At 70.7% G+C, this 24,436-nt stretch carries 25 protein-coding genes; 11 read left to right on the forward strand and 14 right to left on the reverse strand.

Going from position 1 to position 24,436, the window contains the following annotated elements:
* The first annotated feature begins 74 nt into the window (after nucleotides 1–74).
* Nucleotides 75–3,608, forward strand: a complete 3,534-nt coding sequence (locus tag ADL15_RS30525; RefSeq protein ID WP_067698387.1) for a LamG-like jellyroll fold domain-containing protein — start codon at nucleotides 75–77, stop codon at nucleotides 3,606–3,608.
* Between the two features lie 35 nt (nucleotides 3,609–3,643).
* On the opposite strand, the gene ADL15_RS30530 is transcribed toward ADL15_RS30525, so the two are convergent.
* Nucleotides 3,644–4,180 (reverse strand): GNAT family N-acetyltransferase, encoded by a 537-nt coding sequence (locus tag ADL15_RS30530; protein WP_067698389.1) that lies wholly within the window; start codon nucleotides 4,178–4,180, stop codon nucleotides 3,644–3,646.
* A 1-nt stretch (nucleotide 4,181) separates the two neighbouring features.
* Nucleotides 4,182–4,853, reverse strand: a complete 672-nt coding sequence (locus ADL15_RS30535) for an FKBP-type peptidyl-prolyl cis-trans isomerase (protein ID WP_083971937.1) — start codon at nucleotides 4,851–4,853, stop codon at nucleotides 4,182–4,184.
* Nucleotides 4,854–5,245: 392 nt separating this feature from the next.
* Here ADL15_RS30535 and ADL15_RS30540 point away from each other — a divergent pair, with 392 nt between their 5' ends.
* Entirely contained in the window at nucleotides 5,246–6,253 is a 1,008-nt protein-coding gene (locus tag ADL15_RS30540; protein WP_067698393.1) for a cation diffusion facilitator family transporter, read from the forward strand.
* An 11-nt stretch (nucleotides 6,254–6,264) separates the two neighbouring features.
* Nucleotides 6,265–6,816 (forward strand): GNAT family N-acetyltransferase, encoded by a 552-nt coding sequence (locus ADL15_RS30545; protein WP_067698395.1) that lies wholly within the window; start codon nucleotides 6,265–6,267, stop codon nucleotides 6,814–6,816.
* Here the strand turns inward: ADL15_RS30545 and yiaA are convergent.
* Complete coding sequence (gene yiaA, locus ADL15_RS30550) at nucleotides 6,804–7,226, reverse strand: inner membrane protein YiaA (RefSeq protein WP_067698396.1); 423 nt, start codon at nucleotides 7,224–7,226, stop codon at nucleotides 6,804–6,806. The two genes, ADL15_RS30545 and yiaA, sit on opposite strands and share 13 nt — an antisense overlap.
* A gap of 16 nt (nucleotides 7,227–7,242) precedes the next feature.
* Complete coding sequence (locus ADL15_RS30555; RefSeq protein ID WP_067698398.1) at nucleotides 7,243–8,157, reverse strand: cation diffusion facilitator family transporter; 915 nt, start codon at nucleotides 8,155–8,157, stop codon at nucleotides 7,243–7,245.
* A gap of 154 nt (nucleotides 8,158–8,311) precedes the next feature.
* Here ADL15_RS30555 and ADL15_RS30560 point away from each other — a divergent pair, with 154 nt between their 5' ends.
* Together ADL15_RS30560 and ADL15_RS30565 are read left to right on the forward strand one after the other, a co-directional pair.
* On the forward strand, nucleotides 8,312–9,472 hold the full coding sequence (locus ADL15_RS30560) for a monooxygenase (protein WP_067698400.1): 1,161 nt from the start codon (nucleotides 8,312–8,314) through the stop codon (nucleotides 9,470–9,472).
* Between the two features lie 124 nt (nucleotides 9,473–9,596).
* Entirely contained in the window at nucleotides 9,597–9,803 is a 207-nt protein-coding gene (locus tag ADL15_RS30565) for a helix-turn-helix transcriptional regulator (RefSeq protein WP_067698402.1), read from the forward strand.
* Here ADL15_RS30565 and ADL15_RS30570 read toward each other — a convergent pair.
* The gene (locus tag ADL15_RS30570; RefSeq protein ID WP_067698403.1) at nucleotides 9,800–10,447 is read right to left on the reverse strand and encodes a GntR family transcriptional regulator; all 648 of its coding nucleotides are present in this window, start codon (nucleotides 10,445–10,447) and stop codon (nucleotides 9,800–9,802) included. The two genes, ADL15_RS30565 and ADL15_RS30570, sit on opposite strands and share 4 nt — an antisense overlap.
* Nucleotides 10,448–10,533: 86 nt before the next feature.
* On the opposite strand from ADL15_RS30570, the gene ADL15_RS54520 reads away from it, so the two are divergent.
* On the forward strand, nucleotides 10,534–10,710 hold the full coding sequence (locus ADL15_RS54520) for a hypothetical protein (RefSeq protein ID WP_198171080.1): 177 nt from the start codon (nucleotides 10,534–10,536) through the stop codon (nucleotides 10,708–10,710).
* A gap of 81 nt (nucleotides 10,711–10,791) precedes the next feature.
* Nucleotides 10,792–11,436, forward strand: a complete 645-nt coding sequence (locus ADL15_RS55760) for a lamin tail domain-containing protein (RefSeq protein ID WP_067698406.1) — start codon at nucleotides 10,792–10,794, stop codon at nucleotides 11,434–11,436.
* Nucleotides 11,437–11,885: 449 nt separating this feature from the next.
* Here the strand turns inward: ADL15_RS55760 and ADL15_RS54525 are convergent, their stop codons facing one another.
* The 7 genes from ADL15_RS54525 to ADL15_RS55770 form a co-directional block, all read right to left on the reverse strand.
* Nucleotides 11,886–12,647: a hypothetical protein gene (locus ADL15_RS54525; protein ID WP_067698408.1), complete on the reverse strand. Its 762-nt coding sequence runs from the start codon at nucleotides 12,645–12,647 to the stop codon at nucleotides 11,886–11,888.
* Between the two features lie 58 nt (nucleotides 12,648–12,705).
* Entirely contained in the window at nucleotides 12,706–13,575 is an 870-nt protein-coding gene (locus ADL15_RS30585) for a WXG100 family type VII secretion target (RefSeq protein WP_198171081.1), read from the reverse strand.
* Nucleotides 13,576–13,670: 95 nt separating this feature from the next.
* Complete coding sequence (locus tag ADL15_RS30590; RefSeq protein ID WP_067698412.1) at nucleotides 13,671–13,976, reverse strand: hypothetical protein; 306 nt, start codon at nucleotides 13,974–13,976, stop codon at nucleotides 13,671–13,673.
* Nucleotides 13,976–14,389: a YbaB/EbfC family nucleoid-associated protein gene (locus ADL15_RS30595; protein WP_067698414.1), complete on the reverse strand. Its 414-nt coding sequence runs from the start codon at nucleotides 14,387–14,389 to the stop codon at nucleotides 13,976–13,978. Before ADL15_RS30595 ends, ADL15_RS30590 begins: the two co-directional genes overlap by 1 nt.
* 375 nt (nucleotides 14,390–14,764) lie before the next feature.
* Nucleotides 14,765–14,905 (reverse strand): hypothetical protein, encoded by a 141-nt coding sequence (locus ADL15_RS30600; RefSeq protein WP_157441699.1) that lies wholly within the window; start codon nucleotides 14,903–14,905, stop codon nucleotides 14,765–14,767.
* Between the two features lie 407 nt (nucleotides 14,906–15,312).
* Nucleotides 15,313–15,579 (reverse strand): hypothetical protein, encoded by a 267-nt coding sequence (locus ADL15_RS55765; RefSeq protein ID WP_232344515.1) that lies wholly within the window; start codon nucleotides 15,577–15,579, stop codon nucleotides 15,313–15,315.
* Nucleotides 15,576–15,902 carry an HD domain-containing protein gene (locus tag ADL15_RS55770; protein WP_232344516.1) on the reverse strand — a complete coding sequence of 109 codons (327 nt, stop codon included), beginning with the start codon at nucleotides 15,900–15,902 and terminating at the stop codon, nucleotides 15,576–15,578. Before ADL15_RS55770 ends, ADL15_RS55765 begins: the two co-directional genes overlap by 4 nt.
* Before the next feature lie 69 nt (nucleotides 15,903–15,971).
* Here ADL15_RS55770 and ADL15_RS30610 point away from each other — a divergent pair, with 69 nt between their 5' ends.
* From ADL15_RS30610 to ADL15_RS30625, 4 genes are all read left to right on the forward strand, one after another.
* Nucleotides 15,972–17,804 (forward strand): DUF6461 domain-containing protein, encoded by a 1,833-nt coding sequence (locus tag ADL15_RS30610; protein ID WP_067698417.1) that lies wholly within the window; start codon nucleotides 15,972–15,974, stop codon nucleotides 17,802–17,804.
* A 118-nt stretch (nucleotides 17,805–17,922) separates the two neighbouring features.
* Nucleotides 17,923–19,290 carry a cellulase family glycosylhydrolase gene (locus ADL15_RS30615; protein WP_067698420.1) on the forward strand — a complete coding sequence of 456 codons (1,368 nt, stop codon included), beginning with the start codon at nucleotides 17,923–17,925 and terminating at the stop codon, nucleotides 19,288–19,290.
* A 97-nt stretch (nucleotides 19,291–19,387) separates the two neighbouring features.
* Nucleotides 19,388–20,680, forward strand: coding sequence for a vanadium-dependent haloperoxidase (locus ADL15_RS56575; RefSeq protein WP_067698422.1), 1,293 nt, complete (start codon nucleotides 19,388–19,390; stop codon nucleotides 20,678–20,680).
* Between the two features lie 168 nt (nucleotides 20,681–20,848).
* Nucleotides 20,849–21,580 carry an alpha/beta fold hydrolase gene (locus ADL15_RS30625; RefSeq protein WP_067698424.1) on the forward strand — a complete coding sequence of 244 codons (732 nt, stop codon included), beginning with the start codon at nucleotides 20,849–20,851 and terminating at the stop codon, nucleotides 21,578–21,580.
* Nucleotides 21,581–21,598: 18 nt separating this feature from the next.
* Here ADL15_RS30625 and ADL15_RS30630 read toward each other — a convergent pair whose 3' ends face one another.
* Nucleotides 21,599–22,786, reverse strand: a complete 1,188-nt coding sequence (locus tag ADL15_RS30630; protein ID WP_067698426.1) for a cellulose-binding domain-containing protein — start codon at nucleotides 22,784–22,786, stop codon at nucleotides 21,599–21,601.
* On the reverse strand, nucleotides 22,783–24,381 hold the full coding sequence (locus ADL15_RS30635) for a cellulase family glycosylhydrolase (protein ID WP_067698428.1): 1,599 nt from the start codon (nucleotides 24,379–24,381) through the stop codon (nucleotides 22,783–22,785). The genes ADL15_RS30630 and ADL15_RS30635 overlap by 4 nt, the downstream gene beginning before the upstream one ends.
* Nucleotides 24,382–24,436: the final 55 nt, after the last annotated feature.

Here is a 24,436-nt window from a genome sequence, read left to right on the forward strand (position 1 = left end):
GTCCTCGTAACCTGGCGGAAACCGCCGTCCCCCGCTCGGCAAACTTTTTCCTTTCTCCCTGGAGATGACCCTCGATGAGACCCTCCCGGCTCCTCGCCGTGACAGCCGCCGCCGGGCTGCTCACGGCGCTGCCCGCGCTCCCGGCCTCGGCCGCCGGCCCGGCAGCCGACGACCTGGTCGTCGTATACGACTTCGACCACGACGACCTGACCGGCGTCATCACCGACACGTCCGGTCACGGCCTGAACGGCACCCTGGTCAACGGCTCCACCGCCACCCTGACCGACGGCGCCCTGCACCTGCCCGGTGGCGCGGCGAACTCGACCGGCGCCTACGTCTCGCTCCCCCGCGGCGTCCTGGCCGGCCGCACCGATCTGACCGTTTCGGTACGCGCCAAGTGGGACGGCACCACCGCACCCTGGCAGTGGATCTACGCGCTCGGCAAGGACACCGGCCGCTACCTGTTCAGCACCCCGTACAACGGTGACGGGCTGCTGCGCACCGCGGTGACCACCGGTGGCGGCGGGGCGGAGGCCCAGGTCACCGGCTCGGCCCCGCTCCCGGCGAACGTGTGGAAGACCCTCACCGTCACCCTGGACACCAGCGCCGACCGGCTCACCACGTACCTGGACGGTGTCGCGGTCTCCAGCGCGCCGACGACGGTCAGCGCCGCCGACCTGCTCGACGCGGCGACCACGACCAGCGGGTTCATCGGCAAGTCGTTCTACGCCGACCCGCTCTTCGACGGCGCGGTCGACGACTTCCGGGTCTACGCCCGTGCGCTCACCGCGGAGCAGGTCGCGGCTCTCCACCCGGGCGGGCTGCCCACGCTCACCGGTCTGGCCCAGACCGCTTTTGACGTACGAACGACGATCGGCACCGCCCCGGCGCTGCCGGCCACCGTCCGCGGCACGTTCGACGACGGCTACGCCCGCGACGTCCCGCTCACCTGGCCCGCGGTCGACCCCGCCCAGTACGCCCAGCGCGGCGTGTTCGACGTGACCGGCGAAGCCGGGGGCACCACGGTCACCGCCACCGTGACCGTGATCCGCGAGGGTGAGCTCACCGTCGACCTGGCGCAGTCCACCGGCGCGTTCCACGGCGGCGCGTCCGGCTCGCTCTACGGCCTGTACGGCGACGGCGTACCCACCAACAACCTGATCGAGGGCATGCACCTGCGCACCGTCGCCACCAAGGCGCAGGACGGCCCGCAGCACCCGGGCGCCGACGCCCTCGAGGTGGTCAAGCCCTTGGCGGACAGCACCGGCGGCGACACCTACATCTACATGACCGATATTCATCGTGGCTTCCCGTACCAGTGGCCGGGCAGCACCCCGGCCGAGAAGCTGGCGACCTACAAGCAGAAGATCGCCCTGCAGGTCGACCAGGTGCTGACCCTCGAGCCGAAGTACCAGCAGCACGTGGTGTTCGTGCCGTTCAACGAGCCCGAGGGCAACATGTTCGGCACCGGCGAGTGGAGTTACCACGGGGTGAGCTGGCTCGACGACCCGGCCGACTACTTCGCCGCGTGGGACGACGTCTACCGGATCATCAAGCAGCGGATGCCGGCCGCGCGGATCGCCGGTCCGAACACCAGCATCCTGTTCACCCAGGTCAAGGGCTTCCTGCAGCACACCGTCACGGCGGGGACGGTGCCGGACGTGATGACCTGGCACGAGCTGAGCCACCCGGAGAAGGTGCGCCAGAGCGTCGCCCAGTACCGCGAGTGGGAAGCCGCCATCCTCGGCAGGCAACTGCCGATCAACATCAATGAGTACGCGTTCAACTACCACACCAGCGTCCCCGGCCAGATGATCCAGTGGATCTCGGCGATCGAGGAGTCCAAGGTCGACGCGGACATCGCGTACTGGAACATCGACGGGAACATCTCGGACTCCGCGGTGCAGGCCAACCGGGGCAACGGGCAGTGGTGGCTGTTCAACGCGTACGGCTCGATGACCGGGAACACCGTGCGGGTCACGCCGCCGTACCCGGGCCAGAACTACACGCTGCAGGGCGTCGCCACGCTCGACCGGGCCAGGAAACAGGCGCGGGCGATCGTCGGCGGGGCGACCAGCGCCGGGTACCTCCGGTTCGACAACATTCCGCGATCGGTGTTCGGCGCGACCGTGCACGCCACGATCCGGGAGATTCCGTGGACCGGGCAGGTGGGCGATTCCGCGCAGCCCCGGCTGCTGGCCGAGACCGATTATCGGGTACGGGACAACGGCGTCGCCGTGGAGTTCGACGGCACGCGACTGCCGAAACTGACCGACTCCTCGGCGTACGAAATCGTGCTCTCACCGGGCCCGGACCGGCAGCGAGCCGGCGCCGTTCCGACCACCTGGAGCGGGTCCTTCGAGGCCGAGAACGCGACCTACACCGGCAGCGGATACAGCAGGAACGGCCCGGAAGGCTCCACCGCTGACGTGTCGAAGTTCTACACCTCGGGCGGTTACGACGTCGGCGGGCTGCGCACCGGCAGTGACGGCGTGCTCGACTTCACCGTGGACGTCCCCACCGACGGCACCTACGACCTGAGCGTGTTCGCCAACGCGCTCAACACCTACGACCTGGTGAAGGAGCAGGGCCCGACGAACGTGTTCCTGCGCGTCGACGGCACTGCTGAGCAGGAGATCTACCTGCCACTCGGCTACAAGTGGGTGGTCTGGGACCACGCGGACACCACCGTCGCGCTGACCGCCGGCCGGCACACCGTCTCCCTCGCCGCGAAGAGCCTGGACGGCACGAAGCTCACCAAGGGTGACGCCATCCTGGACCGGATCACCCTGGCGCTGCCGAACCCGGCCGCCGCGACAGCGGTCTATCCGGCCGCACAGGCCGACCTGACGAACGCCGGTCCGGCGAAGAACGGCGTCACGTTGCGGCGCGGCGGCTCGGCGACCTTCTGGGTCTATTCGAAAGCCGACGCGGAATCGACCCTCGACGCCCGGGTCCGCTCCGGTGCGGCGACGGTGACCGTCAATGGCATCGCGGTGGCCGCCAAGGCCGCGGTGTCGCTCTCCGGCGGCGTCAACAAGGTGGTGGTGACCGCGACGAAGAACGGCACGAGAATCGACCGGCTCACCGTCCGATCGTCGGCGCATCTGCCGACGACCGTGCTGGAGGCCGAGGCGGCGACCCGGACCGGCAGCGCGGCCGTGACGGCGAAGTCCCTGGCCAGCGGCGGCGCGGCGGTCACCGGCATCGGCGACGGCCCGGCCAACACGCTGACCTTCGCGGTCACCGCGGCGAAGGCGGGCACCTACGCGCTGCGGATCCGGTACTCGAACCCGGAGCAGGCCGAGGCCACCCACTACAACCCGGATCCCCTGGCGCGGCACGCCGACCTCACGGTCAACGGCGGCACGGCCAAGCGGGTGCTCTTCCCGCACAGTTTCCACGACAACAACTTCTGGGAGCTGACCGTGCCGGTGACGCTGCGCGCGGGCGTCAACCGGGTCGGGTTCTCCTCCGCCGAGCTGCCCAACTTCGACGGTGCGACCTACGCCTCGGACACCTGGCCGGGCGTGCTGCTGCGCTCCGCCTGGGCACCCGTGCTCGACAAGGTGACCGTCACGCCGTACAGCAAAACTCTGCCGCAATGACCCGGGACGGCCCGGCGCGTTCACGCCGGGCCGTCCTAATCGTTGTCGGTCCGGAGCACCGCGAAGACCAGCTCGTCCTCCCACACTCCCTTGCGCAGCCGGCTCTGCACGAAGTGCGCCTCCTGGCGCAGCCCGAGCCGGCGCAACAGTGCCGCCGAGGCGGTGTTGCCACCGGCGCAGCGGCCGATGATCCGGCGCAGCCCGAAGTGCTCGAACCCGAGGCGCAGCATCTCCCGCGCGGCCTCGGCGGCCAGGCCCCGGCCCTGATACCGCGGGTCGAGGATGAACCCGATCTCGCCGGTGCTGTCCGCCCGGCTCACCCAGACCAGCTCCACGTGCCCGATCACCCGGCCGCCGGACGCCTCGACCACCGCCAGGCTCAGGCAGTCGCCCTCGGCGGCCAGGGTGATCTCGCCGGCCATCTGGTCGACGACCGCGACCACCTCGGCGCGGTCGCGCGGCTCCCAGCGCATGAACCGGGCCACCGCCGGCTCGCGCTGATACGACCACACGTCGTCGACGTCGGTAGCGGTGAACGGGCGCAGCAGCAGCCGCTCGGTGCGGATCAGCACGTTACTTGGCCGCGAGGACGTCCACGATGAAGCGCAGCGTGCCGCCGACGCCGTTGCTCGGGTTGTCGCCGTAGGCCAGGTCGGCCGGGATGTCGAGCTGGACCCGGCTGCCCACCGTCACGCCGACCAGACCCTGGTCCCAGCCCTTGATCACCTGGCCGCCGCCGACCGCGAAGTCGAAGGTCTGCGAACGCTTCCAGGACGAGTCGAACTCCTTGCCGTCGGCGTACTTGACGCCCACGTAGTTCACCGTGGCGGTCTGGCCGGCCTGCACGGCCGCGCCCTTGCCCGTGATCAGCGGGGTGACCACGAGCTTGGTCACGGTGCCCTTGCCCGCTTTGGCGACCGGCTTCTTCGACAGCGCCGGGTCGGCGCCCGCCGGGACCGGCGGGAACGCGGCCGCGGGCGCCTCGGTGGTGGCCTCCGCCGCGGCGGGGGCCGAGGTCCCGCCGGCCGCGGTCGGGGTCGACGCCTCGTCGTCGCCGCCGCGGACCGCGAGCACCACCACGATCGCGAGCACGGCGATCACGGCGGCGGCCGCACCCGCGACGGTCAAGGTCTGCCGGCGTTTGGCCGCGGCGGCGGCCCGCCGCTTCGCGGCCTTGGCGGCGGCACGTTTCTCGGCTTTGGACGAAAGGGCCGGGCGCTGCCGGGCCGTCACGCGATCAGTCACCGGGCCACCGTACGGCAACCGTCTGTGCCCCGGCTGCCGGTCAGGTCCCGGTTCCCTCCCGGTCCACGCCGGCCCGTGACCCGCTCTCCCTCGCGACCCACACCCTGGTGGCGGTCACCGTGAGACCGTGCGGTCCCCGGCTGGTGCCCAGGGGTCCCTCACACCCGGCGAGACACCCCTGGGCGCCAGCCGGGACCGGAACAGGGACGTCGCCGTCCGTGCGGCCGGGTGCTGACCCGGCGGGTGGCGTCCCACCATCCGCGCGACCGGTGTGGTGATATCGCCAGTGGACTGTTTGTGCAGGTCACTGGCGATAGCAACGTTGGCGCAACGCGGTCGGGCACCTATCGTGAGCACGACCGCACGGCGCGAAGGGCGACGGGGGAAACACGATGGGTACGCAGCATCACCACCACACCCGCTGGGAGCAGCTCAAGCACCGGCTCACCCCGCACTCGCACGACGCCGCCGACAAAATCGACCCCGCGCTCGAGTCGTCCCGGGCCGGGATGCGCACGCTGTGGATCTCGCTGGTCGTGCTCGGCGCGACCGCCCTGCTGCAGGCGGTCATCGTGTCGTGGTCCGGCTCGGTGGCGCTGCTCGGCGACACGCTGCACAACCTCGCCGACGCGCTCACCGCCGTACCCCTGGGCATCGCGTTCTGGTTCGGGCGGCGGGCCGCGACCCGGGCGTACACCTATGGTTTCGGCCGGGCCGAGGACCTGGCCGGCGTCGTGATCGTCCTGGTGATCGCGGCCTCGGCGGCGGCGTCGGCGTTCGTCGCCGTGCGGCGCCTGGCCGAGCCGCAGGCGATCACCCACCTGCCGTGGGTCCTGGCCGCCGGGGCGGTCGGTTTCGCCGGCAACGAGCTGGTGGCCCGCTATCGGATGGCGGTCGGCCGGCGGATCGGCTCGGCCGCGCTGATCGCCGACGGGCTGCACGCGCGCACCGACGGGTTCGCGTCCCTGGCCGTGGTGTTCGCCGCGGCCGGGGCGGCGCTCGGCTGGCGCTGGGCCGACCCGGTGGTCGGCCTGATCATCACGGTGGCGATCCTGGTCGTGCTCAAGGACGCGGCGCGCGAGGTGTACCGGCGGCTGATGGACCGGGTCGACCCGGAGCTGGTCGACCGGGCCGAGCGGGAGCTGCGGCTGATCCCCGGCGTGCGCGACGTGTCCGGGCTGCGGATGCGCTGGGTCGGGCACCGGCTGCGCGCCGAGGCGTCCGTGGTGGTCGACGCGCACCTGAGCCTGCTGGCCGCGCACGAGATCGCCGCCGACGCCGAGCACCAGCTCACCCACGCCGTGCCGCGGCTGACCGAGGCGACCGTGCACGTCGACCCGGACACCCATCCGGGCGCCGGGCACCACCTGCGGATCAGCCACGCCCGGGCGACCGTCTAGAGTCCGGTTCCGTGACCGAGATCGTTCTTGCCGGGCCGGCCGATCGTACGAATGCCCTCGCGACCCTGGTCCCGGCGTTCGCCGCCGACCCGGTGCTGCGCTGGTTGTTCCCCGCCGACGACACCTACCCGGAGCACGCCACGGCGTTCTTCGGGCACCTCTTCGACACGCGCGTCCGGCGGCACGCGGTGTGGCTGGCCGAGGGCGGCGCCGCGGTGGCGATGTGGGACCCGCCCGGCGCGGACCCCGACCCGCTCGAGCTGGAACTGCCGGCCGAGGTCCGGGAGCGGGTCAGCGCCTACGACCACGCGGTGCACGGGATCATGCCGGCCGGGCCGCACTGGTATCTCGGCACTCTCGCCACCCACCCGGAGCGGACCGGCCGCCGGCTGGGGCACACCGTGATGGCCGCCGGCCTGCGCCGGGCCGCCGAGGACGGGCTGCCCGCGGTGCTGGAGACCTCGACCGAGGGCAACGTGCGGATGTACGAGCGGGCCGGCTGGACGCTCATCGCCTCGATCACCGACCCGCTACCGGTCTGGGTGCTGGCTCACGGCTTGTAGAGCATGTCGCGCACGTTCTTCTGCACCGCGACCGCGGAGTAGAGGGTGAGCACGAACGCCAGGCCGTAGAAGCCCTTCTCGTTCAGCTCCATGCCGCTGTTGAACAGGCCGACCACCAGCATCACGATCGAGATGCCGACCATCCCCCAGGACAGGGCGAGGTACAGCGCCGAGACGGCCATCCCCTCGGCCTGGTCGCGGACCGACTTCTGCAGCGAGATCGCCCCGAACAGGCCGAGGAGCAGGACCGCGGCGTAGAAGCCCTTCTCGCTCTTGGTCATCTCGGCGTTGAACAGCCCGACGCCGAACGCGATCACCCCGACCGCCAGGGCCGCCCAGGAGGCGCCGATGAAGGCGGGCGTGGGCCTGAGCGGTTGCGGCGGCGGCGAGGGCGGCGGCTGGTAGGTCATGATTTACCGCACATTATCAGGACGGGCGGTAAATATCCGGCTCCAGGTAGATCACCTTGGCGGTCGGCACCGCGGCACGGACCCGGGCCTCGGCGTCGTCGATGGTCGCCGCGATGTCCCGGCCCTCGTCGTGTTCACCGACCGCGATTTTCGCGGCCAGCAGCAGTTCCTCCGGGCCCAGGTGCATGGTGCGCAGGTGGATCACCCGCTGCACGCCGGGCGAGGCGAGCAGCGCCTTCTCGATCGCGGTCAGCTGCTCGGGCACCGCCGACTCGCCGATGATCAGGCTCTTCGTCTCGATCGCCAGGATCACCGCGATGCTGACCAGCAGCAGGCCGATCAGCAGGGTGGCGATGCCGTCGTAGACGCCGTTGCCGGTGAGCACGCTCAGGCCGACGCCGAGCAGGGCGAACAGCAGGCCGATCAGGGCGCCGCTGTCCTCGAGCAGGATGACCGGCAGCTCCGGGTTGCGGGTCCGGATGATGAAGCGGAACCAGCTGCGCTTGCCGCGGACCCGGTTCGCCTCGCCGACCGCGGTCCGCAGGGCGTAGCCCTCCAGCACCGCGGCGATCAGCAGCACGGCGACCGCCACCAGCGGCGATTCCAGCTCGTGCGGGTCGATGACCTTGTGGTAGCCCTCGTAGACCGCGTACAGGCCACCCAGGCTGAACAGGACGATCGCCACGATGAACGCGTAGACGTAGCGTTCCCGGGCGTAGCCGAACGGGTGCAGCGCCGACGCCGGCCGCTTGGCCCGGCGCCCGCCGACCAGCAGCAGGACCTGATTGGTGGAGTCCGCCACCGAGTGCACACCCTCGGCGAGCATGGAGGCCGATCCGGTGATGGCCGCGGCGACGAATTTCGAGACGCCGATCGCGAGGTTCGCGCTCAGCGCCGTCACCACGGCCTTGGTACTGCCTTCGGTTGCCATTGTTTCCTTTTCTCAAGATGAAGATCCATCATGCCAGCAAGATCAAATTACGCGTACGGCATGACCGCGCCCTTTACGGGACATCCCGGATGTGATCTTCCCTCGGATTTCGGCAGTATCGGCGGGAAGTCCGGTTCTACGGGAAGGCCCTGTGATGCGAATCCTGCGCCCCGTCGCCACCCTGTCCGCCGCGCTGCTGCTGCTGGCGGCGTGCGGCTCCAGCCCGAGCACCCCGGCCGCCGCGCCGGTCACCTCGAACCCGCACTCCGGTCATACCGCGACCTCGGCGCCACCCCCGACGCCGCTGCGCACCGGCGAGCGTTTCGTCGACCTCGCACTGCCGCAGGCGTACACCCCGCAGGCCCCGAACGGCGGCACCGACGACTACCGCTGCTTCCTGGTCGACCCGGGACTGACCGAGGACGCCTACCTGACCGGCAGCCAGTTCCAGCCGCAGAACGCCGCGATCGTGCACCACGCGATCTTCTACCGGCTCGACCCGCAGCAGGCCACCGAGGCCGCCGCGGTCGACGCGCAGACCCCCGGCGAGGGCTGGACCTGCTTCGGCGACGCCGGGGTCGAGGGGCAGACCGCCTGGGTGGCACACTGGGCGCCGGGCGCCGGCGAGACCCTGATGCCGGCCGGTTCCGGCTTCACCATGCCGCCCGGCAGCAAACTGGTCATGCAGGTGCACTACAACCTGCTGGAGACCGGCGCGGCCGGGCAGACCGACCAGTCCGGCATCCAGCTGCGGGTCGCGGCCGGCAGCACCCCGCTCACCAAGCTGTCCACCGCGCTGTTCCCGGCCCCGATCGAGCTGCCCTGCGCGGCCGGCGAGAGCGGTCCGCTCTGCGACCGGGACGCCGCGGTCGCCGACGTCGCCGACGTCGCCAAGCGTTTCGGCGAGGAGCAGGAGAAGCACCTGATCGAGGGCTGCAGCGCCGGCAAGATCACCCCCGGGGACACCCAGCACTGCGACCAGCCGGTCGAGGGCGCCGCCACCATCTACATGGCGGCCGGCCACATGCACCTGCTGGGCCGCTCCATCAAGATCGAGCTGAACCCCGGCAGGCCCGGCGCGCAGACCATCCTGGACGTTCCGCAGTACAACTTCGACAACCAGGCGCTGGTCCCGCTCCCGAAGCCGATCCAGGTCAAGGCCGGCGACACCGTCCGGGTCACCTGCACGCACGACGCCAAGCTCCGCAAGATGCTGCCCCAGCTGCAGAAACTGCCTCCGCGCTACGTCGTCTGGGGCGAGGGCACCAGCGACGAGATGTGCCTCGGCATCCTGGTCACCGCCCGGCCCGCTTGACCCACAACCCCTTTCCGGTACGCCGGTGGCCGCGCCCCGCGACCACCGGCGTCCACCAAAGTTTCCGCAATATCTTGGCCCGCGGGGGTACTCAGCAAGTTGTCGAGTGCCTATAGTCAAGCGTATGCCAACCAAACGCCTCACATTGATGGGCACCCATGAGATCAAGGTGCGCCTCGGCGGCGAGCTCAGCCGTCAGCGGGTGAACCAGCTGACCGCCAAGGCGCACTTCCCCAAACCGATCGCCGAGCTGGTGCAGGGCCGGGTCTGGCTCGCCGAGGACATCGAGGACTGGATCAGCACGTACCGCACCCGCCCCCGCGTTCCTTAGCCGAAGGCGGCCAGATGGCGGGATCGGGCGGCGGTCAGGTGCTCGCGCATCGCCGTTTCCGCGGTGTCCGGCTCGCCCGCGCTGATCGCCGCGGCGACCCGTTCGTGCTCGCGGTGGGTGGTGCCGACCTCCGCGTACGGGAAGTACAACCGGTGGATGTGCAGGTGAGCGTGCAGCCGGGTGATCGCGTCGCGGAGCAGCGGGTTCGCCGCGGTGACTGCGACCAGGTCGTGGAATCGGGCGTCGGCCGCGGTGAAGGCGGCGTGCGAGTGCGGGGCGCTCACCTCGTACGCAACGGTCGCCTCAGCCACCAGCGACGCCCGCGCCGCAGCGTCTCCCCGGCTCGCCGCCCACCGGGCGGCGGCCGGCTCCAGCACCAGCCGCATGTCGAACATGTCGTGGAACTCGGCCCGGGTCAGCAGCGGGCTGACCGTATAGCCGGCGAGCGGCCGCTTGCGCAGCAGCCCTTCGGCCTCGAGCCGCGCGAGCGCCTCCCGCACCGGCGTCGGCGAGACGTCCAGCTCCCGGGCGAGCGCGTCGATGTTGACCCGAGCCTCCGGCTCCAGCCAATGCTCCAGGATCAGCCCCTTTAACGACTCATGAACATCGTCGCTGAGCACGGAGCGCCTGATCGGCCCGGACATCGGCCTTCCCTTCCGCCTGGGTGAACAATCCCCCGAATCCTATAGGATCCATTCACGGCCGCGTCCCTGCGGTCTACGCTCAGTGCATGGAGCAGGACGAGACAGCACCCATCGCCGACATCCTGCGCGCCCGCGGCATCCCGGTGACCGCGGAGGGCATGGCCCGGGCCGGCGACCGGCTGCGCGCGGCCGACGAACGCCGCGACCACGCCGCCCGCGCCGCACTCCTGGCCAGCCTCCGCACCGGCGTCTCCACCGCGTGACCGCCGCACACTGATCATCCGATGCCGATGTGATCACCCGGCCCATTCACCCGGCTGGATCCGGCTGCGACGATGCCCGGCATGCGCTCACCGTCGAACGCCCCGAACGCCCGAAAGCCGTGGCGATGGATCGCCGTCGCCTCCATGACCGCGGCGACCGCGGTAGCCGGGATCGGCATCGCCTCCGCGGCGACCACCACCGCGGCCGCACCGCCGGCGGTCCGGTTCACCAAGATTTACTACAACTCGCCGGGCGCTGACACCCGGAGCAAGGCCAGTCTCAACGCCGAATACGCGCAGATCACCAACAAGAGCGCCCGCGCCGTGTCCCTGAGCGGCTGGACCGTCCGCGACGCCTCCCACCACGTCTTCACGCTGTCCGGCACCCTTGCCGCCGGAAAGACCCTGACCGTCCATACCGGCAAGGGCGTCAACGGCCGGCCCGCTCGACATCGGTACTGGCAGTCCGGCAACTACATCTGGAACAACACCGGCGACACCGCCACTCTGCGCACCGGCAACGGCACCACCGTCCACACCTGCACGTGGGGCAGAACGGGCTCGGTGACCACCTGCACCCCAGCCACCCCGGCCACGTCCAAGCCGACCCCGGCTCCGGCCACGTCTGCGGCGCCGGTACCCACCCCCTCCAGCACGAGGCCGACAGATCCCAGCCCGACGCCGCCGCCGGTCGAAGAGTCCGAACCCGGCACGGGCGGGCAGTGACGACCCGACCCCTCAGCGCCAGCCGGACCGGACGGATGTCTCCGCCCCTGCATGACACCGCTGAGCACCAGCCAGACCGACCCGGCTGGGCGTGAGCGGTGCCTCCACCTCCGAATGACACCCCTGAACACCAGCCAGACCGACCCCAATGCCACTTAGCTTAAGTTGATCTTGGTGGGTGGCTGGAGTGGGAACAGTCGGATCGTGACCGAAGACATGGCCCGCCGCGCTCTAACCAAGGTGGACGCGGCGCTCGCCTGAGCTGTCGGTACAGACGTAGTTGCGGCTGTCGCTGCCAGACGCCCTGCCGTCCGGCTCGACGCCCGTACACCGCTATACCGGCCCGCCGAGATCGCATAGCATCCACACAGAGCGATCATGTACGCAGTTCGTAGCGGTTGCTCATGGCGGCAACTGCCGATGGATCTCCCACCCTGGCAGACTCGCTTCTACCTCGGTTGCAGGGTGGCGGTCATGTGGTCGGCGGGCTCGCCCAAGCCGAAGGAGACGATCAGCCAGGATTGGTCGGTGAACCACAGCATCACCCGCGGCATGTGCTCCACCGGCGGGGCAGCTACGGCTGCGACCGCACCGGGGCGCAGCTCGAAGACCGGCAGCACCGAGCCGGAGAACCCGCTGCGTTCGTCGGGATCCTGCGTGTTTGAGACGAGCTTCCACAGCGACGTGCCGAGGGAGACGCCGATGCGCAGCAGTTGCCGCAGTGGCTGCCCGGGTGTGTAGTGCGATCCGGACGCCGGTATCGGGTCGGCGAATACGGTCACTCGTTGATCGGTGCAGGCGATCCAGGCGGGACGATGGCCGTAGTCCATGGTCGCGTGCTCGTTGAGCACGTCGAGCAGGCGCCCGGCTTCGCTGTTCTTGACGCCGCAGAAGATGTGCCCGTACCGGCGGGCGAGCTGCGCTTTCCCGATCAGGGTGGACGGGTCGTAGTCCTGCTGCGGGATGCCGAGCGCGGTCGCGAACACCGCCCAGCCGCCCCCCTTCTCCCGGGCCGCCTTGGTGAACCCGGCGAATGGGTTGAGAGTGTTCAGGACGTCACCGCTGGTCGGAGGCGGCTCCTCCAGACCCGGTGAACGCAGCAGCAGGCTGTGCGTGAGCAGTCGCTCGCCCGGCCGCAGCATGGCCCGGATCGCCTGGCCGGCCCGGCGGTGGTCGTCGGTCAGCGCCGCCATGTTCGCTGCGTCCGTCATCGGTGTTCCTTCACAGATCGGGTCGGGTTATGGCCCGGTCCAACCGGGTCCGGGCACCTTACGGAAGGTACCCGCGCACCTTCTTGACGGTTTCCTCAACTTTGTCGACGTACGGGTCGGCGGTTTCTTCGACCCTGGCCAGGTACGGGTCGGCCTTGTCGGCGAGCGGGTCCACATACTCGCTGATCTTCTGACGCATCGGATCGTCGTTGCCGTCCACGCCGCTGCGGTGGTCGTCGAACTCGCCGGCCGCGACGTGCACGCCGTACTCGAAGAGTTCGCCACCCATGGTGGTGAACGCGCCGAACTTCGAGTGGTTCAGGCCGGTGAGGTCTCCGATCAGGCCGCTGACCTGTTTCTTGATCAGTTTGGCGGCGAACTTCTCCATGAAGCTTCCCGCCTTCAGTTCGTGGTAGACCTTGCGGAACTCCCAGAGCGCCTTACGCAGGTCGTTGAGATACTTGATGCAACGCGCCACGAAAACCGAGGTTGTCGCCGGCGCCGCACCGCCTAGGAAACCGACCTCCGACGCGCCCAGGGTCTCCGGGGCGAGGATCTGCGCGACGACCCATTCGACGAGCAGCCACTCGACGAGCTCGCGGATTGTGTCTTTGAACAGTTCCTCGTACGCCGCCAACAGCTCGGCGATCTGCTGCAGCGTCCGGGCGGTTTCCCGCATCCGCACGGCGAGGTCGCGCAGCTGCTGTTCGGTCTCGGCGAGGCTGTTCTGCGCTGCCCCGGCAGTCTCACCCTTCCATTGCGCGGCGAGCGCTTGGCGCTGCTCGGCCAGATCGCCGGCGACCCGCTCCACCTCGGCCGCCGCCGCGTTCCAGGCCTTCGTCTTTTCCTGCAACTGCTCCGGATCACCGATGGCCATCTCGAAGATCTCGATCAGCGGCTGCACGAACGGCCACAGGATCGCGTCCATGACGTTGTTGACCGCGTTCATCAGCCCATTGGCGCGCTGCAGGACACCGCCGGCAGCTTCGGCTCCGCTGACCACGCTGGTGGCGGTACCGTCACTCACAGGATCTTCCCGAACTGTTCGGCGTGCTGGATGTCGGTGCTCCGATAGGATTCCGCGTTAGCAGTCAGCAGGGCTGCGGCCCGGTCAAGCAGGGCAGCTCCTTCGCTGATCTCTTGGATCGCTTCCTGCAGGTGCTGCTGGTAGCCGTCGTTGAGGCCGACCAGCGTGCCGATCTGACCGTAGGCGTCGCTGGTCACCGCACCGCCCTGCAGTGTGGCCACCAGCGCCTGCAGTGCCTGACCGTCAGCACGCAGCGCGTTGGCCACCTCGTCCAACCCGTCCGGCGCGACCTCGAAGCCCACTACCGGCCGCCCGTCTCGCGGGTGAATTCCTGCAGCGTGGCGCGGGCACCGTCCAGGACCTGCTCATCCGGGGTGTCGTAGTCGCTGAGCCGCGCGGCGAGGTTCACACGGTCTCCGACGATGGGCTGCAGGGCCGCGCTCAGTGCCGCTGCCCCGTCGCCAGCGGCCCGGCGGATCGTCGCGACGATCGTCTCCGCGAGATCTTCCGGTGGCATCCGATACGCGGTCCGGCTCAGCTGCAACGACCGGATCATCCCGGACGGCGCCACCACGGCACGTACCTCACCGCCGGGTGATTCGGCCTCGCCACTGATCGCCGAAAGCTCGTCCCGCATGTCGTTGACCTTCTCGAGCCGAGACATGGTGTCGCGCACTGTTCGCGCCAGCCAGTCGCTCGGAACCTCACGCTCCATCGTGTTCCTCCCCCGTGTGACCCGTCCGGCGGGCCGCTCAACATCGTAAGCCGTGTCGGGGGGTGACGCCGGTCCGGCGACCACTTGCCAGCTGGCGCAAAGTGTGGAGTGGGTCGACCGAAAGGCTCGCCACGAGCCTTTGCTGCTGGCATCTGTTCGGCGCGGGCTGCCACGGCGTTCAACGTCTCCGTTCGGCCTGGGCTCGCAGCGTGCTGGCGGCCCATCAGCCCGGAAGAAGCGCTGGGCATGGTAGGCGGAGCCAGGCAGGTGTGGTGGGACGATCGAGCACCACCACGCGGCTTGCCACCGGACTACGAGGTCGGCGTAGACAGTCGTTCTCGGACCGTCTTCGCAGGCCGGGCTGCGGCTCACCGATCAGGCGGCGACCGCCGGTGGAAGGCTGTACCGCTGTCTCTCCTCGGCCGTGAGTCTCCGTGCGGCTGTGACCTCAAGTTCTGCTGGGCGCTCGTCGACGGGAACAGTCCAGCTCAGATCCGTTCCGTCGTCCATGGTCATGACCAATTCGGTATCCCACGCGATCTCGCAGATGCCCTTGCGGCTGGGGCGTCGGATCACGCACGGTCAAACGATGGATCAACCAATGTCGTTACGTGATCCGCAGCTGTAGTTACGAGGGACCAGCACCCTCTGACGGATTGAGGATAGTCGCAGTTCGAGGCCAGATAGGATCGCCAAAGAATGGCAACAGCACCTTTGTCAACATGACGCATTCCCCTTACCGCCAGAACGTTTGGCGCCACGGAGTATGTATTAGCGCTTTCTTGTCGAGCCTTTTCGTATTTTATGAATCTGCACAAAAATGATATACCCTGCAGGGATCGCTAGAATCGACGGGAATCGGGTGGTCAGAAACCGGGTTTGTAGACCGCAGCAGATGCCGTACGTCCGCTCGGGCGGCCACGTCACACCAGCTGGTGCCCATACTCCGTGACCAGGGGTTCCAGGTCGGGCTCGCCGTAGGCAGCGACCAGTTCGCTGAAGCGGGCCGCCTTGCCCGCCCCGAACCGGCTCACGCTCACCGCATACGTCGCCGCGGACACGAAGACCGGTGGGGACTTCTTGCTGTGGAATTTGTCGGCGTACAGAACAAGGGTTTCCTCGGCGGTCTCGGGCACGTAGTCGCCGGGAGGTAGCGGCAAACCCTGCTCCCGGATGTCGGCCCTGGTCACGCCGACGCCGGTGTGACACGAACAGAAACGGCACAGCGGCTCCGGGAAGAGCCCTCCGCCTCCAGGAGCTCGTGGCCGAGCAGCCCGTGCTGGATGTAGTTCGGATAGTCGAGGGTCCCGTCGCGGCCATAGAGCCGGTACACCCCGATGTCGTGCAGCAGGCAGCCGGCGCGGACCAGGTCCGCGTTGAGTTCCGGGGTAAGGAACTGCTCGGCGATCCGGCAGACGATCTCGCAGTGCGTCCACACCAGTGCGAACGCTTCCGGGGTGGGCGCGGCCCGCTCGTGCAGCGAACGGATTTCCGAGTCCGACGGGATCCACATGGGTGTCCATGATCCCAGGCCGGTGACAGCGGGCGGACAGCGCCACCACGATCCGCTAGCGTCTCGACCGTGGTCGATGCTGCCGAGGTGCCGGAGGCGTTCGTGGCGGCCGTGCGCGAGCGGCTGCCCCGCCTCACCGCCCTGATCGCGATCGGACCGGCCGCGGAGCTGGGTCGTCTCGGCGCGCCGGAGGACAGCGGGGCGCGGGAGGACGCCGGAGCGCGCGGTGCGGTGGGCGGGCAGGCGCGGGCGCGGTTCGCGGAGCGGCTCGGGCGCTCGGCCGCCGAGCCGGTGGCCCTCGCGGCGCTGCGTCGCCTCGGCCCGCTGCCGGCCGAACGGCTGCTCGGCGCACTGGAGCTCACCGCCGCCGCGCTGGAGCTGCCGCCCCTGCCACCGGCCGCCGGCCACCCGGAGAGCACCGGCGCCATCTCCCTGGTCTCCGCCGGTCAGGACAGCACGGCGCTGACCGCCGCGACGCTCCTGGAACGCCTGTCGCCCGGCATCGCCGACGCGGCCCTCACCCTGACCCGCCACCTCGCCACCGCGATCCCGCCCGCCGACGCGGAGCAGAAGCCGCCCGACGCGGACCCTGACGCGGAGCAGAAGCCGACCGAGCCATGCCCGGAACCCGACGAGCAAGCCCTCGCCGCCGCCCACGGATCCCACTGGCTCGCGCTCGCCCTGGCCGCCTCGGCCGCCGTCACCTCCCGGGCGGAACCACCCGCCGTCGTCGACCGTCCCGCGGCGATCGCCGGGCTCGCGGTGGGTGCCGCGGCCGCGGCGTTGCGCGACGCACCGATGCCTTTCCGGTACGACGGAGCGCGCCTGGCCCGGCTCCGCCACGAGTACCTGCTCCCCCGGCACGGCTACGGCACCGTCACCGTGACGGATCCGTGGTTCGCGCTGACCGAGGCGGCGTTCCCCACCACCCCGGACTTCGGCGGGAACGGCCTGGTCACGGCACACGACGGCTACGCCGCGATCCGCACCGGCGCGACCGGCGGCCCGGTCCGGGTGCACCTGTCCGTGCTCGCCGGCCCGCCGCCCGGGGTCGAGCCGGACTGGGAGGAGGTCGTCGAGGTCAGCTGGCACGCGGGGACCGGGCGCGCCTCGGTGCTCGGCCCGGACGGTCCCGGCGACCCGCAGTTGCGGCACGCCACCCCGCCCTGGCCCGGCGACTACCGGCTGCGGGTGCACGCCCGGGGCCGCGACGACGCCGGCGACCCGGATGCCGGGGACACCGAGATGTACCGGCTGCTGGTCTGGGCCGCGCCGGCCGCCCCACCGGTCGTGCACCGGAGCACCGATCGGCTCGGGTTCCGGCTGCGCGGCGAGCCGGAGCCGGTGCGCCCGCGCCGGCCGGAGCACGCGTACCGGTGGATCCGCCGTACCGATATCGGTCTGGCAGCGACGGTGACCGTGGTGACGGCCGGGACCACCGCGGAGGTGCTGCGCGCGTTCGGCGCGGACCCGGACCGGCCGGAACCGGTCGCCGCGATCGAAGCCGACCTGGCCGCCCGCGGCGCGATCGACCCGTGGGTGGCCGTGCACGACGCCGGCGACGCGATCGTGGCCGTCGAGGTCAACGGCTATCAGGGCTCGCACGCCGCGGTGCTCAGGGCGGCCGCGGCGCACGGCCGGGTGGCCAGCATGCACTGGAACGAACGCGCGCTGACCAGGCTCTCGTTCGCCGACGGCGGGGTGCTGCTGGCCGCGTTCGAGCCGTGGGAGAACGTGACCGCCGAGCCCCGGGTGGCGGCCGCGCTGACCGGCCTGGACTTCACCGAGCCGGGACTGCGCCCGGAGAAGGGCCTGGTCGCGGTGGAACGCTTCACCGGCTGCGGCCTGACCCCGTCCATCCTCGAACAGCTCCGGACCGGAACCGGCCACCGGATCACCTGAGGCCGGCGGCGGGGAAATGCTCCCGTGACTATCTTGACCAAATGAAGAAACATCCGGACCCTTATGGGAGCGCTCCCGCGAATCACTGTCATCGATACCCAGAAAGGGGAGGCTGACCATGCGAAGAGTCCTCGTCGCGTTCTGCGCCGCCCTGCTCGCCGCCGTCGGCGCGGTCCTGGCCCTCGGGAACCCGGCGTACGCGGCCACCGGCCTGCACGTCTCCGGAACCGACATCTACGAGGCCAACGGCACCAAGTTCGTGATGCGCGGGGTCAACCACGCGCACACCTGGTACACCAGCCAGACCAGCTCGTTCGCCAACATCAAGGCGGCCGGCGCCAACACCGTCCGGGTGGTGCTCAGCGGCGGCCGCTGGACGGCGAACAGCGCCAGCGACGTGGCCAACGTGATCTCGCTGTGCAAGGCCAACAAGCTGATCTGCGTCCTCGAGGACCACGACACCACCGGGTACGGCGAGGACACCGCGGCGTACACCCTCGATCAGGCGGTCAACTACTGGATCAGCCTGAAGAGCGTCCTGGTCGGCCAGGAGGACTACATCTCGATCAACATCGGCAACGAGCCGATCGGGAACACCAACCCGGCCCAGTGGACCGCGGCCACCACCGCCGCGATCGCCAAGATGCGCGCCAACGGCTTCCAGCACCTGCTGATGATCGACGCCCCGAACTGGGGCCAGGACTGGCAGCAGGTGATGCTCGCCAACGGGCAGGCCGTGCTCGACGCGGACACCCAGAAGAACACCGTGCTGTCGATCCACATGTACGCGGTCTACTCGCAGGCCTCGACGATCACGTCGTACCTGGACACGTTCAAGTCCAAGGGCTGGCCGCTGGTGATCGGCGAGTTCGGCTGGCAGTTCGCCAGCACCGAAGTCGACGACCAGACCATCCTGGCCGAGGCCAACGCCCGCGGCCTCGGGTACCTCGGCTGGTCATGGTCGGGCAACACCGACCCGATCCTGGACATGGTGCTCAGCTTCGACGTCAACCAGAAGACCACCTGGTACCACCGGGTCTTCGACGGCGCGAACGGCATCACCGCCACCGCCAGACAGGCAACCATTTTCGGTACGACGAGCACGTCATCCCCGACCGCCTCTCCGTCGGCCTCGTCGTCGGCCTCCCCCTCCCCGTCCGCGTCGTCCTCGCCGCCGCCGAGCGGTAAGACGTGCACCGCAGCGTATGCGATCACCGGCTCGTGGCCGGGCGGCTTCCAGGGCGAGGTCAAGGTGACCGCCGGCTCCACGGCGATCACCGGCTGGACGGTCAACTGGACGTACGCCAACGGCCAGAGCGTCGCGAACGCCTGGAGCGCCACGGTGACCAGCAGCGGATCCGCCGTGACCGCCAAGAACGTCAGCTACAACGGCAACCTGTCCGCAGGGTCCGCCACCTCGTTCGGCTTCCTGGGCTCCTGGACCGGCACCAACAGCGTCCCGGCAGTCACCTGCACCGCCAGCTGACATCGGGGCGGGCGGGCCGAGCGGCCCGCCCGCCCCGCTCGGTCCGATTGGCTACACATCGGCACCCATCCATAGCCGCGCGCGGCACGCTGGGCCGGTGAAGAAGCTGCTGACAGCCCTCGCAGTGCTGGTGACCGGCGCAGGAGCCGGCACCCCGGCGGCCGCCCACCCGGTGCGGCCGGACATCGACAGCGTCCACGTCTGGAACGAGCTCGCGCTCTCCGCGGTCCGCGCCACCCGGGCGACCGACGCCGACGCCGCCCGCCTCTACGCCATGCTCAACGTCGCCGTCTACGACGCGGTCAACGGCCTGCGCTCCGGCCACACCGGCCGCGCCCCGGCGCTGATCGGCGGCGCCGGTCCGCACGGCGCCGACCCGCAGGCCGCCGCGGCGGCGGCCGCCCACGCGGTGCTGGCCGGCGCCGACGCCGCCCGCGCCGCTACCTACGACGCCCAGCTCGCCGCCGACCTCGCCCGCCTCGGCGCCGGTACGCCGGTGACCCGCGGCGCCACCTGGGGAGACCACGTCGGCGCGGCGGTACTCACCGCCCGCGCCGACGACGGGTCCCGGCCGGTCGAGACCCAACCGGCCGGCGCCGGGCCCGGCGTGTTCCGCGCCGACTGGCCGGGCGTGCAGTACCGCAACGTGCGCCCGTTCGCCGTGACCGACCCCGCCCGGTACGTGCCGGGCCCGCCGCCGGGCCTCACCAGCAGCGCCTACGCGCAGGCGTTCGCGGAGGTCGAACAGCTCGGCAACGCCGCGGTCGACGCACCCGGCCTGCTCGCCACCTTCCAGTTCTGGTCACTCCCGGCCGGGTCCGCGCAGCCGCCCGGGGAGTGGCTGCGGATCGCCCTGACCGTGGCCGGGCAGCGGCATCTGGCGCTGGGCGACCAGGCCAGGCTCACCGCGCTGCTGACCATGACGCTGGCGGACACCACGATTCCCACGGTGGCGACCAAGTACGCGTACCGGCACTGGCGGCCGACCACCGCGATCCGGGAGGCCGACACCGACGGCAACCCGGCCACCCCGCCGGATCCGGCCTGGACCTCGCGGGCCGGCAGCGCCGGCGGCACACCGGAGTACGTCTCGGGGCACAGCGCCTACAGCGGGGCGGCGGCCACGGTGCTCGCCGGGTTCTTCTGCACCGACCGGATCGCGTTCACCCACACCACCGACTCGGCGCCGGGCGGGGTGGCCCGCGGCTACCCGAGCTTCTCGGCGGCGGCGACCGAGGCCGGCCGCTCCCGGATCTACGGCGGGCAGCACTTCGCCTTCAGCGACCAGGCCGCCCAGTCGATCGGTCGCGCCGTCGCCCGGGACGTGCTGGCCACGAAGCTGCTCCGCAACACCGCCCCCATCCACCACGGCCCCTGCCCGGCCGCCTGACCCCTCATCTCACGGCCGTGATGACGGGCGTGAGAGCCAGCCGGGACCGATCGGCTGGCTCTCACGGCCGCTATGACAGGCCCATCAGGGCGCGCAGAGCCAGCTGGGACCGCAACGCGCGCTGCCGCCGGTGAGACGGTGGGCGGGGTGGGCTGGCAGACTCGCGGGATGGGCGGGGAACTGCGGGTGCGTGGTGGTGGCAGCGGGGAGCCGGTGCTGATCCTGTTGCACGGGCTCGGCGCGACCGGTGACGTCTGGGCCGGGTGGGAGCCGCTGCTGGCGCGGGACTGGCCGGGCCGCTGGCTGGCGCCGGATCTGCCCGGGCACGGCGGGTCGGCGGAGCTGCCGGAGTACACGTTCGACGCGCTCGCCGAGGCGGTCGGCACGCTGGTGACGCCCGGCGAGCACACCGTCGTTCTCGGACATTCGCTCGGTGGGGTGATCGCCGCCTTCCTGCCGGTGGCCACCGTCGTCGCTCTCGGCGTCAAGGTCTCCTGGAGTGCCGAAGAGTTGGAGCGGGCACGGTCGCTCGCCGGACGCCCGGTGAGCTGGTTCGACTCCCCGGAGGACGCCCTGGCCAGGCACCTGCGCGTGTCCGGGCTCAGCGGGCTGGTCGGCGCGGAGCATCCGGCGGCGCGGGGCGGGGTCCGCGAGCAGGACGGCCGCTGGCGGCTCGCCCTGGACCCGCGGGCCTTCGGCGTCGGTGCACCCGACATGGCCGGGCTGATCGCCCGGTCGCCGGCAGCGGTCACCCTGGCCCGCGGGGAGCACGACCCGATGAACACCGGCGACCAGCTCGAACAGTTCGGCCGGCCGGTCGTCACTCTGGCCGGGCTGGGCCACAACGCGCACGTGGAGAGCCCGCACCGGTGCCTGGCGCTGCTGCCGGGCGTGGCCTGAACCCCGCCCGGCAGCAACTCAGCAGCCGTTCCGGGTGCCGCTGACCGCCACGTCGTCGTACCAGAGGGTGTCGGCGCCGTCGCCGTAGCTCTCCCAGCCCAGTCGCAGGTCGGTGAGGGCCGGGCGCCACGTCCGGTTGAGCCACTGCCCGTCGATGTCGTGCGTGGCCACCCCGTCCTCGATCAGGCCGGGCACCGAGGTGCCGTTCAGCCAGGTCTCGATGGTGCCGTCGGCGCCGGAGACCTTGAACTCGACACAGTTCCAGGTGTTCACCGGCAGCGGGGCGGACAGGGCCACGCCGGCCGGGCTCTGTTCGGGCAGGGTGGCGTCGTCCGAGGCCCGGTTGAACTGCAGGGCGCCGTTCTGGCCGCCGAAGCGCAGGTCCTTGCCGCCGTCGTTGGCGTCGGCCAGGGCGACGGCGGTGACGTGCGCGGCGGGCAGGGCGGTCGTGTGCCGGACCCAGTAGCGGACGTACCAGACGTTTGTCGCCGCACCGAGCAGGTCGGTGTTGCGGGCGAAGACGTGGTTGCAGTACCCGGCCGTGCCGTTGATCCGCAGGGAGGTCGCGCCGGTGTGGGCGACCGTGCGGTCGATCGCGGCGGTGCCGGTGCCGGAGCAGTCCGCGCTGGTCACCGCCCAGGTTCCGGCCGGAACCGCGCCGGTCTGCCCCTCGAACCCGTCACAGCGGGCCACTGAGGCGCACCCCGTCGGCGGCGTACTCGACGACGCGGAGGGTGACGGCGAGGACGAGACCGAGGACGACGGGGACGGCGACGCCGACGAGGAGACCGATGGGGACGGGGAAGGAGCATCGCCGCAGGTCACGCCGTTGAAGCGGAACGTGGACGGGGCCACGTTCGTGCCCGTGAACGTACCCTGGAAGCCGAAACTGGCGGACCCGCCGGTGGCCAGCGCACCGTTCCAGGCGGCACTCGACGCCGTCACGGTCGCTCCGGACTGGCTGACCGTCGCGCTCCACGCCGAGGTGACCTTCTGGTTGCCGGGGAAGTCCCAGCTCAGCGTCCACGAGGTGACCGCCGCACCGAGGTTGGTGACCTTGACGTCGGCGGTGAAGCCGGTGCTCCAGCTGTTCGCGGTCCACGCCACGTCGCAGGTGGACGCGGCCGCCCGGGCCGGGCCCAGTCCCACGACACCCCAGGTGGCGCCGGTCAGGACCACGACGGCAGCGATCGGGGCGAGCCTCATGCGCACGCCACCCCGTTGAGCTTCACGGTGGCCGGGGCACTGGTCGTACCGTTGGCGGTGAATCCGACGGTGACCGAAGCGCCTGCCGCGAGCGACGGCGAATATGTCGGCGCGGCCGCGGTGACCGTGGTGCCGCTCTGGGTGACCGTCGCGTTCCAGGCGCTGGCGACCGTCACGCCGGACGGCCAGGTCCAGGTCACCTGCCACGGGCTGACCGCGCTGCCACCGGTGTTCTGGACCTTGAGCTGGCCCTGGAAGCCGCCCTGCCAGCTGTTGTCCTGCGCATAGGTGGCCGTGCAGCCGCCCGTGGTCGCGGGGGTCGAGGCCGAACCGGAGGGCGACGGCGACGAGGTGGAGCCACCGGCGACCGGCGCGATCAGGTACGGCTGGAGGATCGCCTGCTTGGCCTGGTTGACCGTGGTCCAGTCGTCGTTGGCGATGCCGCCGGTGTCACCCGAGTTCGGGTTCCACGACCAGTACGTGAACGACATCCCGTTCACCCCGGTGCCGGTGTACTTCAGCAGCTCCTGCAGCCACACCTTGTCCACGTTGCTGGCCAGGGTGGTGCCGAACTCACCCATCATGATCGGCGCGATGTTCTGCTTGTAGAGGTAGCCCCAGTACTTGTCCCAGATCGCCGGCATGTTCGCCGGGTACGACGGGTCGTCGAACCACGCCTGGTGGTACACCGAGGTGGCGTACTCGTGCGGCGAGTAGACCAGCCGGTTCGCCACGTCCAGGCGTACCGGGAACTGGCCCGCCTTGGACAGGTTGCCGCCCCACCATCCGCAGTCCTCGTCGTTGCTGGTGTCGTTGTCCCAGACGTTGGACAGTCCGCCGCTGGGGCAGCTCACCCCCTCCACGAAGATCAGCCAGTTGGGCTGGACCGCGAGGATCGCGTTACCGGCCCGTTCGGCCGCCAGCCGCCAGTCGCGGGCGGTGTCGCCGCAGCCCCAGCAGGCACCGGCCGCGGCCGGGTTGGTGCCCTCGGCGTGCGGCTCGTTGTGCAGGTCGGCGCCGATCACCGTGGTGTTGCCGGCGTACCGCTGGGCCAGGGACTTCCAGTCCGCGATCCAGGTGCTCTCCGGTACGGCCGAGGTGTACCAGAGCGCGGTCTGCCCGGCCGCGGTGGGACGGTGCCGGTCCAGGATGACCCGCATGCCCTTGCCGCCGGCGTACCCGATGACCTTGTCGAGGATCTGCAGCGGGGAGAGCCCGACCAGGTCCGGGTTGACGAAGTCGTTGATGCCGGTGGCGGTCGCGCCGGCTTTGAGCGCGTCGTCGGAGAACGGGATCCGCAGCGTGTTGTAGCCGAGCGAGGCCATCGTGTCGAGCTGGCCGCGCCACGGGTTGCTGGCCCACAGGCCGTGGAACGTCTTGTTGTCGGTCTCCATGCCGAACCAGTTGATCCCGGTCAGCCGGACCGTGGCGCCGGTGCTGTCCACGATCTTGTTGCCGGTGGTGTGCAGGTAGCCGGTGCCGGTGCCGCCGGTGGCGGCGGACGCGGGTTGTGCGGTGACGATCGCGGCGGTGACGCTGGCGAGAGCCAGGGCCACGGCGCCGGCGAGCCACGAGCGTGTCGATGGGAGCGACATCGATGGACTCCTTCGGGGACGGAAGGCGTGAAACATCATCGTTACATGGGAGCGC

The organism is Actinoplanes awajinensis subsp. mycoplanecinus (genome assembly GCF_001509495.1).
Taxonomy (GTDB): domain Bacteria; phylum Actinomycetota; class Actinomycetes; order Mycobacteriales; family Micromonosporaceae; genus Actinoplanes; species Actinoplanes palleronii.

Coding starts and splice junctions, on each gene's coding strand:
- ADL15_RS30525 (WP_067698387.1), top strand. CDS start 75: ATGAGACCCTCCCGGCTCCTCGCCGTGACAGCCGCCGCCGGGCTGCTC.
- ADL15_RS30540 (WP_067698393.1), top strand. CDS start 5,246: ATGGGTACGCAGCATCACCACCACACCCGCTGGGAGCAGCTCAAGCAC.
- yiaA (WP_067698396.1), bottom strand. CDS start 7,226: ATGACCTACCAGCCGCCGCCCTCGCCGCCGCCGCAACCGCTCAGGCCC.
- ADL15_RS30555 (WP_067698398.1), bottom strand. CDS start 8,157: ATGGCAACCGAAGGCAGTACCAAGGCCGTGGTGACGGCGCTGAGCGCG.
- ADL15_RS30560 (WP_067698400.1), top strand. CDS start 8,312: ATGCGAATCCTGCGCCCCGTCGCCACCCTGTCCGCCGCGCTGCTGCTG.
- ADL15_RS30565 (WP_067698402.1), top strand. CDS start 9,597: ATGCCAACCAAACGCCTCACATTGATGGGCACCCATGAGATCAAGGTG.
- ADL15_RS30570 (WP_067698403.1), bottom strand. CDS start 10,447: ATGTCCGGGCCGATCAGGCGCTCCGTGCTCAGCGACGATGTTCATGAG.
- ADL15_RS54520 (WP_198171080.1), top strand. CDS start 10,534: ATGGAGCAGGACGAGACAGCACCCATCGCCGACATCCTGCGCGCCCGC.
- ADL15_RS55760 (WP_067698406.1), top strand. CDS start 10,792: ATGCGCTCACCGTCGAACGCCCCGAACGCCCGAAAGCCGTGGCGATGG.
- ADL15_RS54525 (WP_067698408.1), bottom strand. CDS start 12,647: ATGACGGACGCAGCGAACATGGCGGCGCTGACCGACGACCACCGCCGG.
- ADL15_RS30585 (WP_198171081.1), bottom strand. CDS start 13,575: ATGGACGCGATCCTGTGGCCGTTCGTGCAGCCGCTGATCGAGATCTTC.
- ADL15_RS30595 (WP_067698414.1), bottom strand. CDS start 14,389: ATGGAGCGTGAGGTTCCGAGCGACTGGCTGGCGCGAACAGTGCGCGAC.
- ADL15_RS30600 (WP_157441699.1), bottom strand. CDS start 14,905: ATGACCATGGACGACGGAACGGATCTGAGCTGGACTGTTCCCGTCGAC.
- ADL15_RS55770 (WP_232344516.1), bottom strand. CDS start 15,902: ATGTGGATCCCGTCGGACTCGGAAATCCGTTCGCTGCACGAGCGGGCC.
- ADL15_RS30615 (WP_067698420.1), top strand. CDS start 17,923: ATGCGAAGAGTCCTCGTCGCGTTCTGCGCCGCCCTGCTCGCCGCCGTC.
- ADL15_RS30625 (WP_067698424.1), top strand. CDS start 20,849: ATGGGCGGGGAACTGCGGGTGCGTGGTGGTGGCAGCGGGGAGCCGGTG.
- ADL15_RS30630 (WP_067698426.1), bottom strand. CDS start 22,786: ATGAGGCTCGCCCCGATCGCTGCCGTCGTGGTCCTGACCGGCGCCACC.
- ADL15_RS30635 (WP_067698428.1), bottom strand. CDS start 24,381: ATGTCGCTCCCATCGACACGCTCGTGGCTCGCCGGCGCCGTGGCCCTG.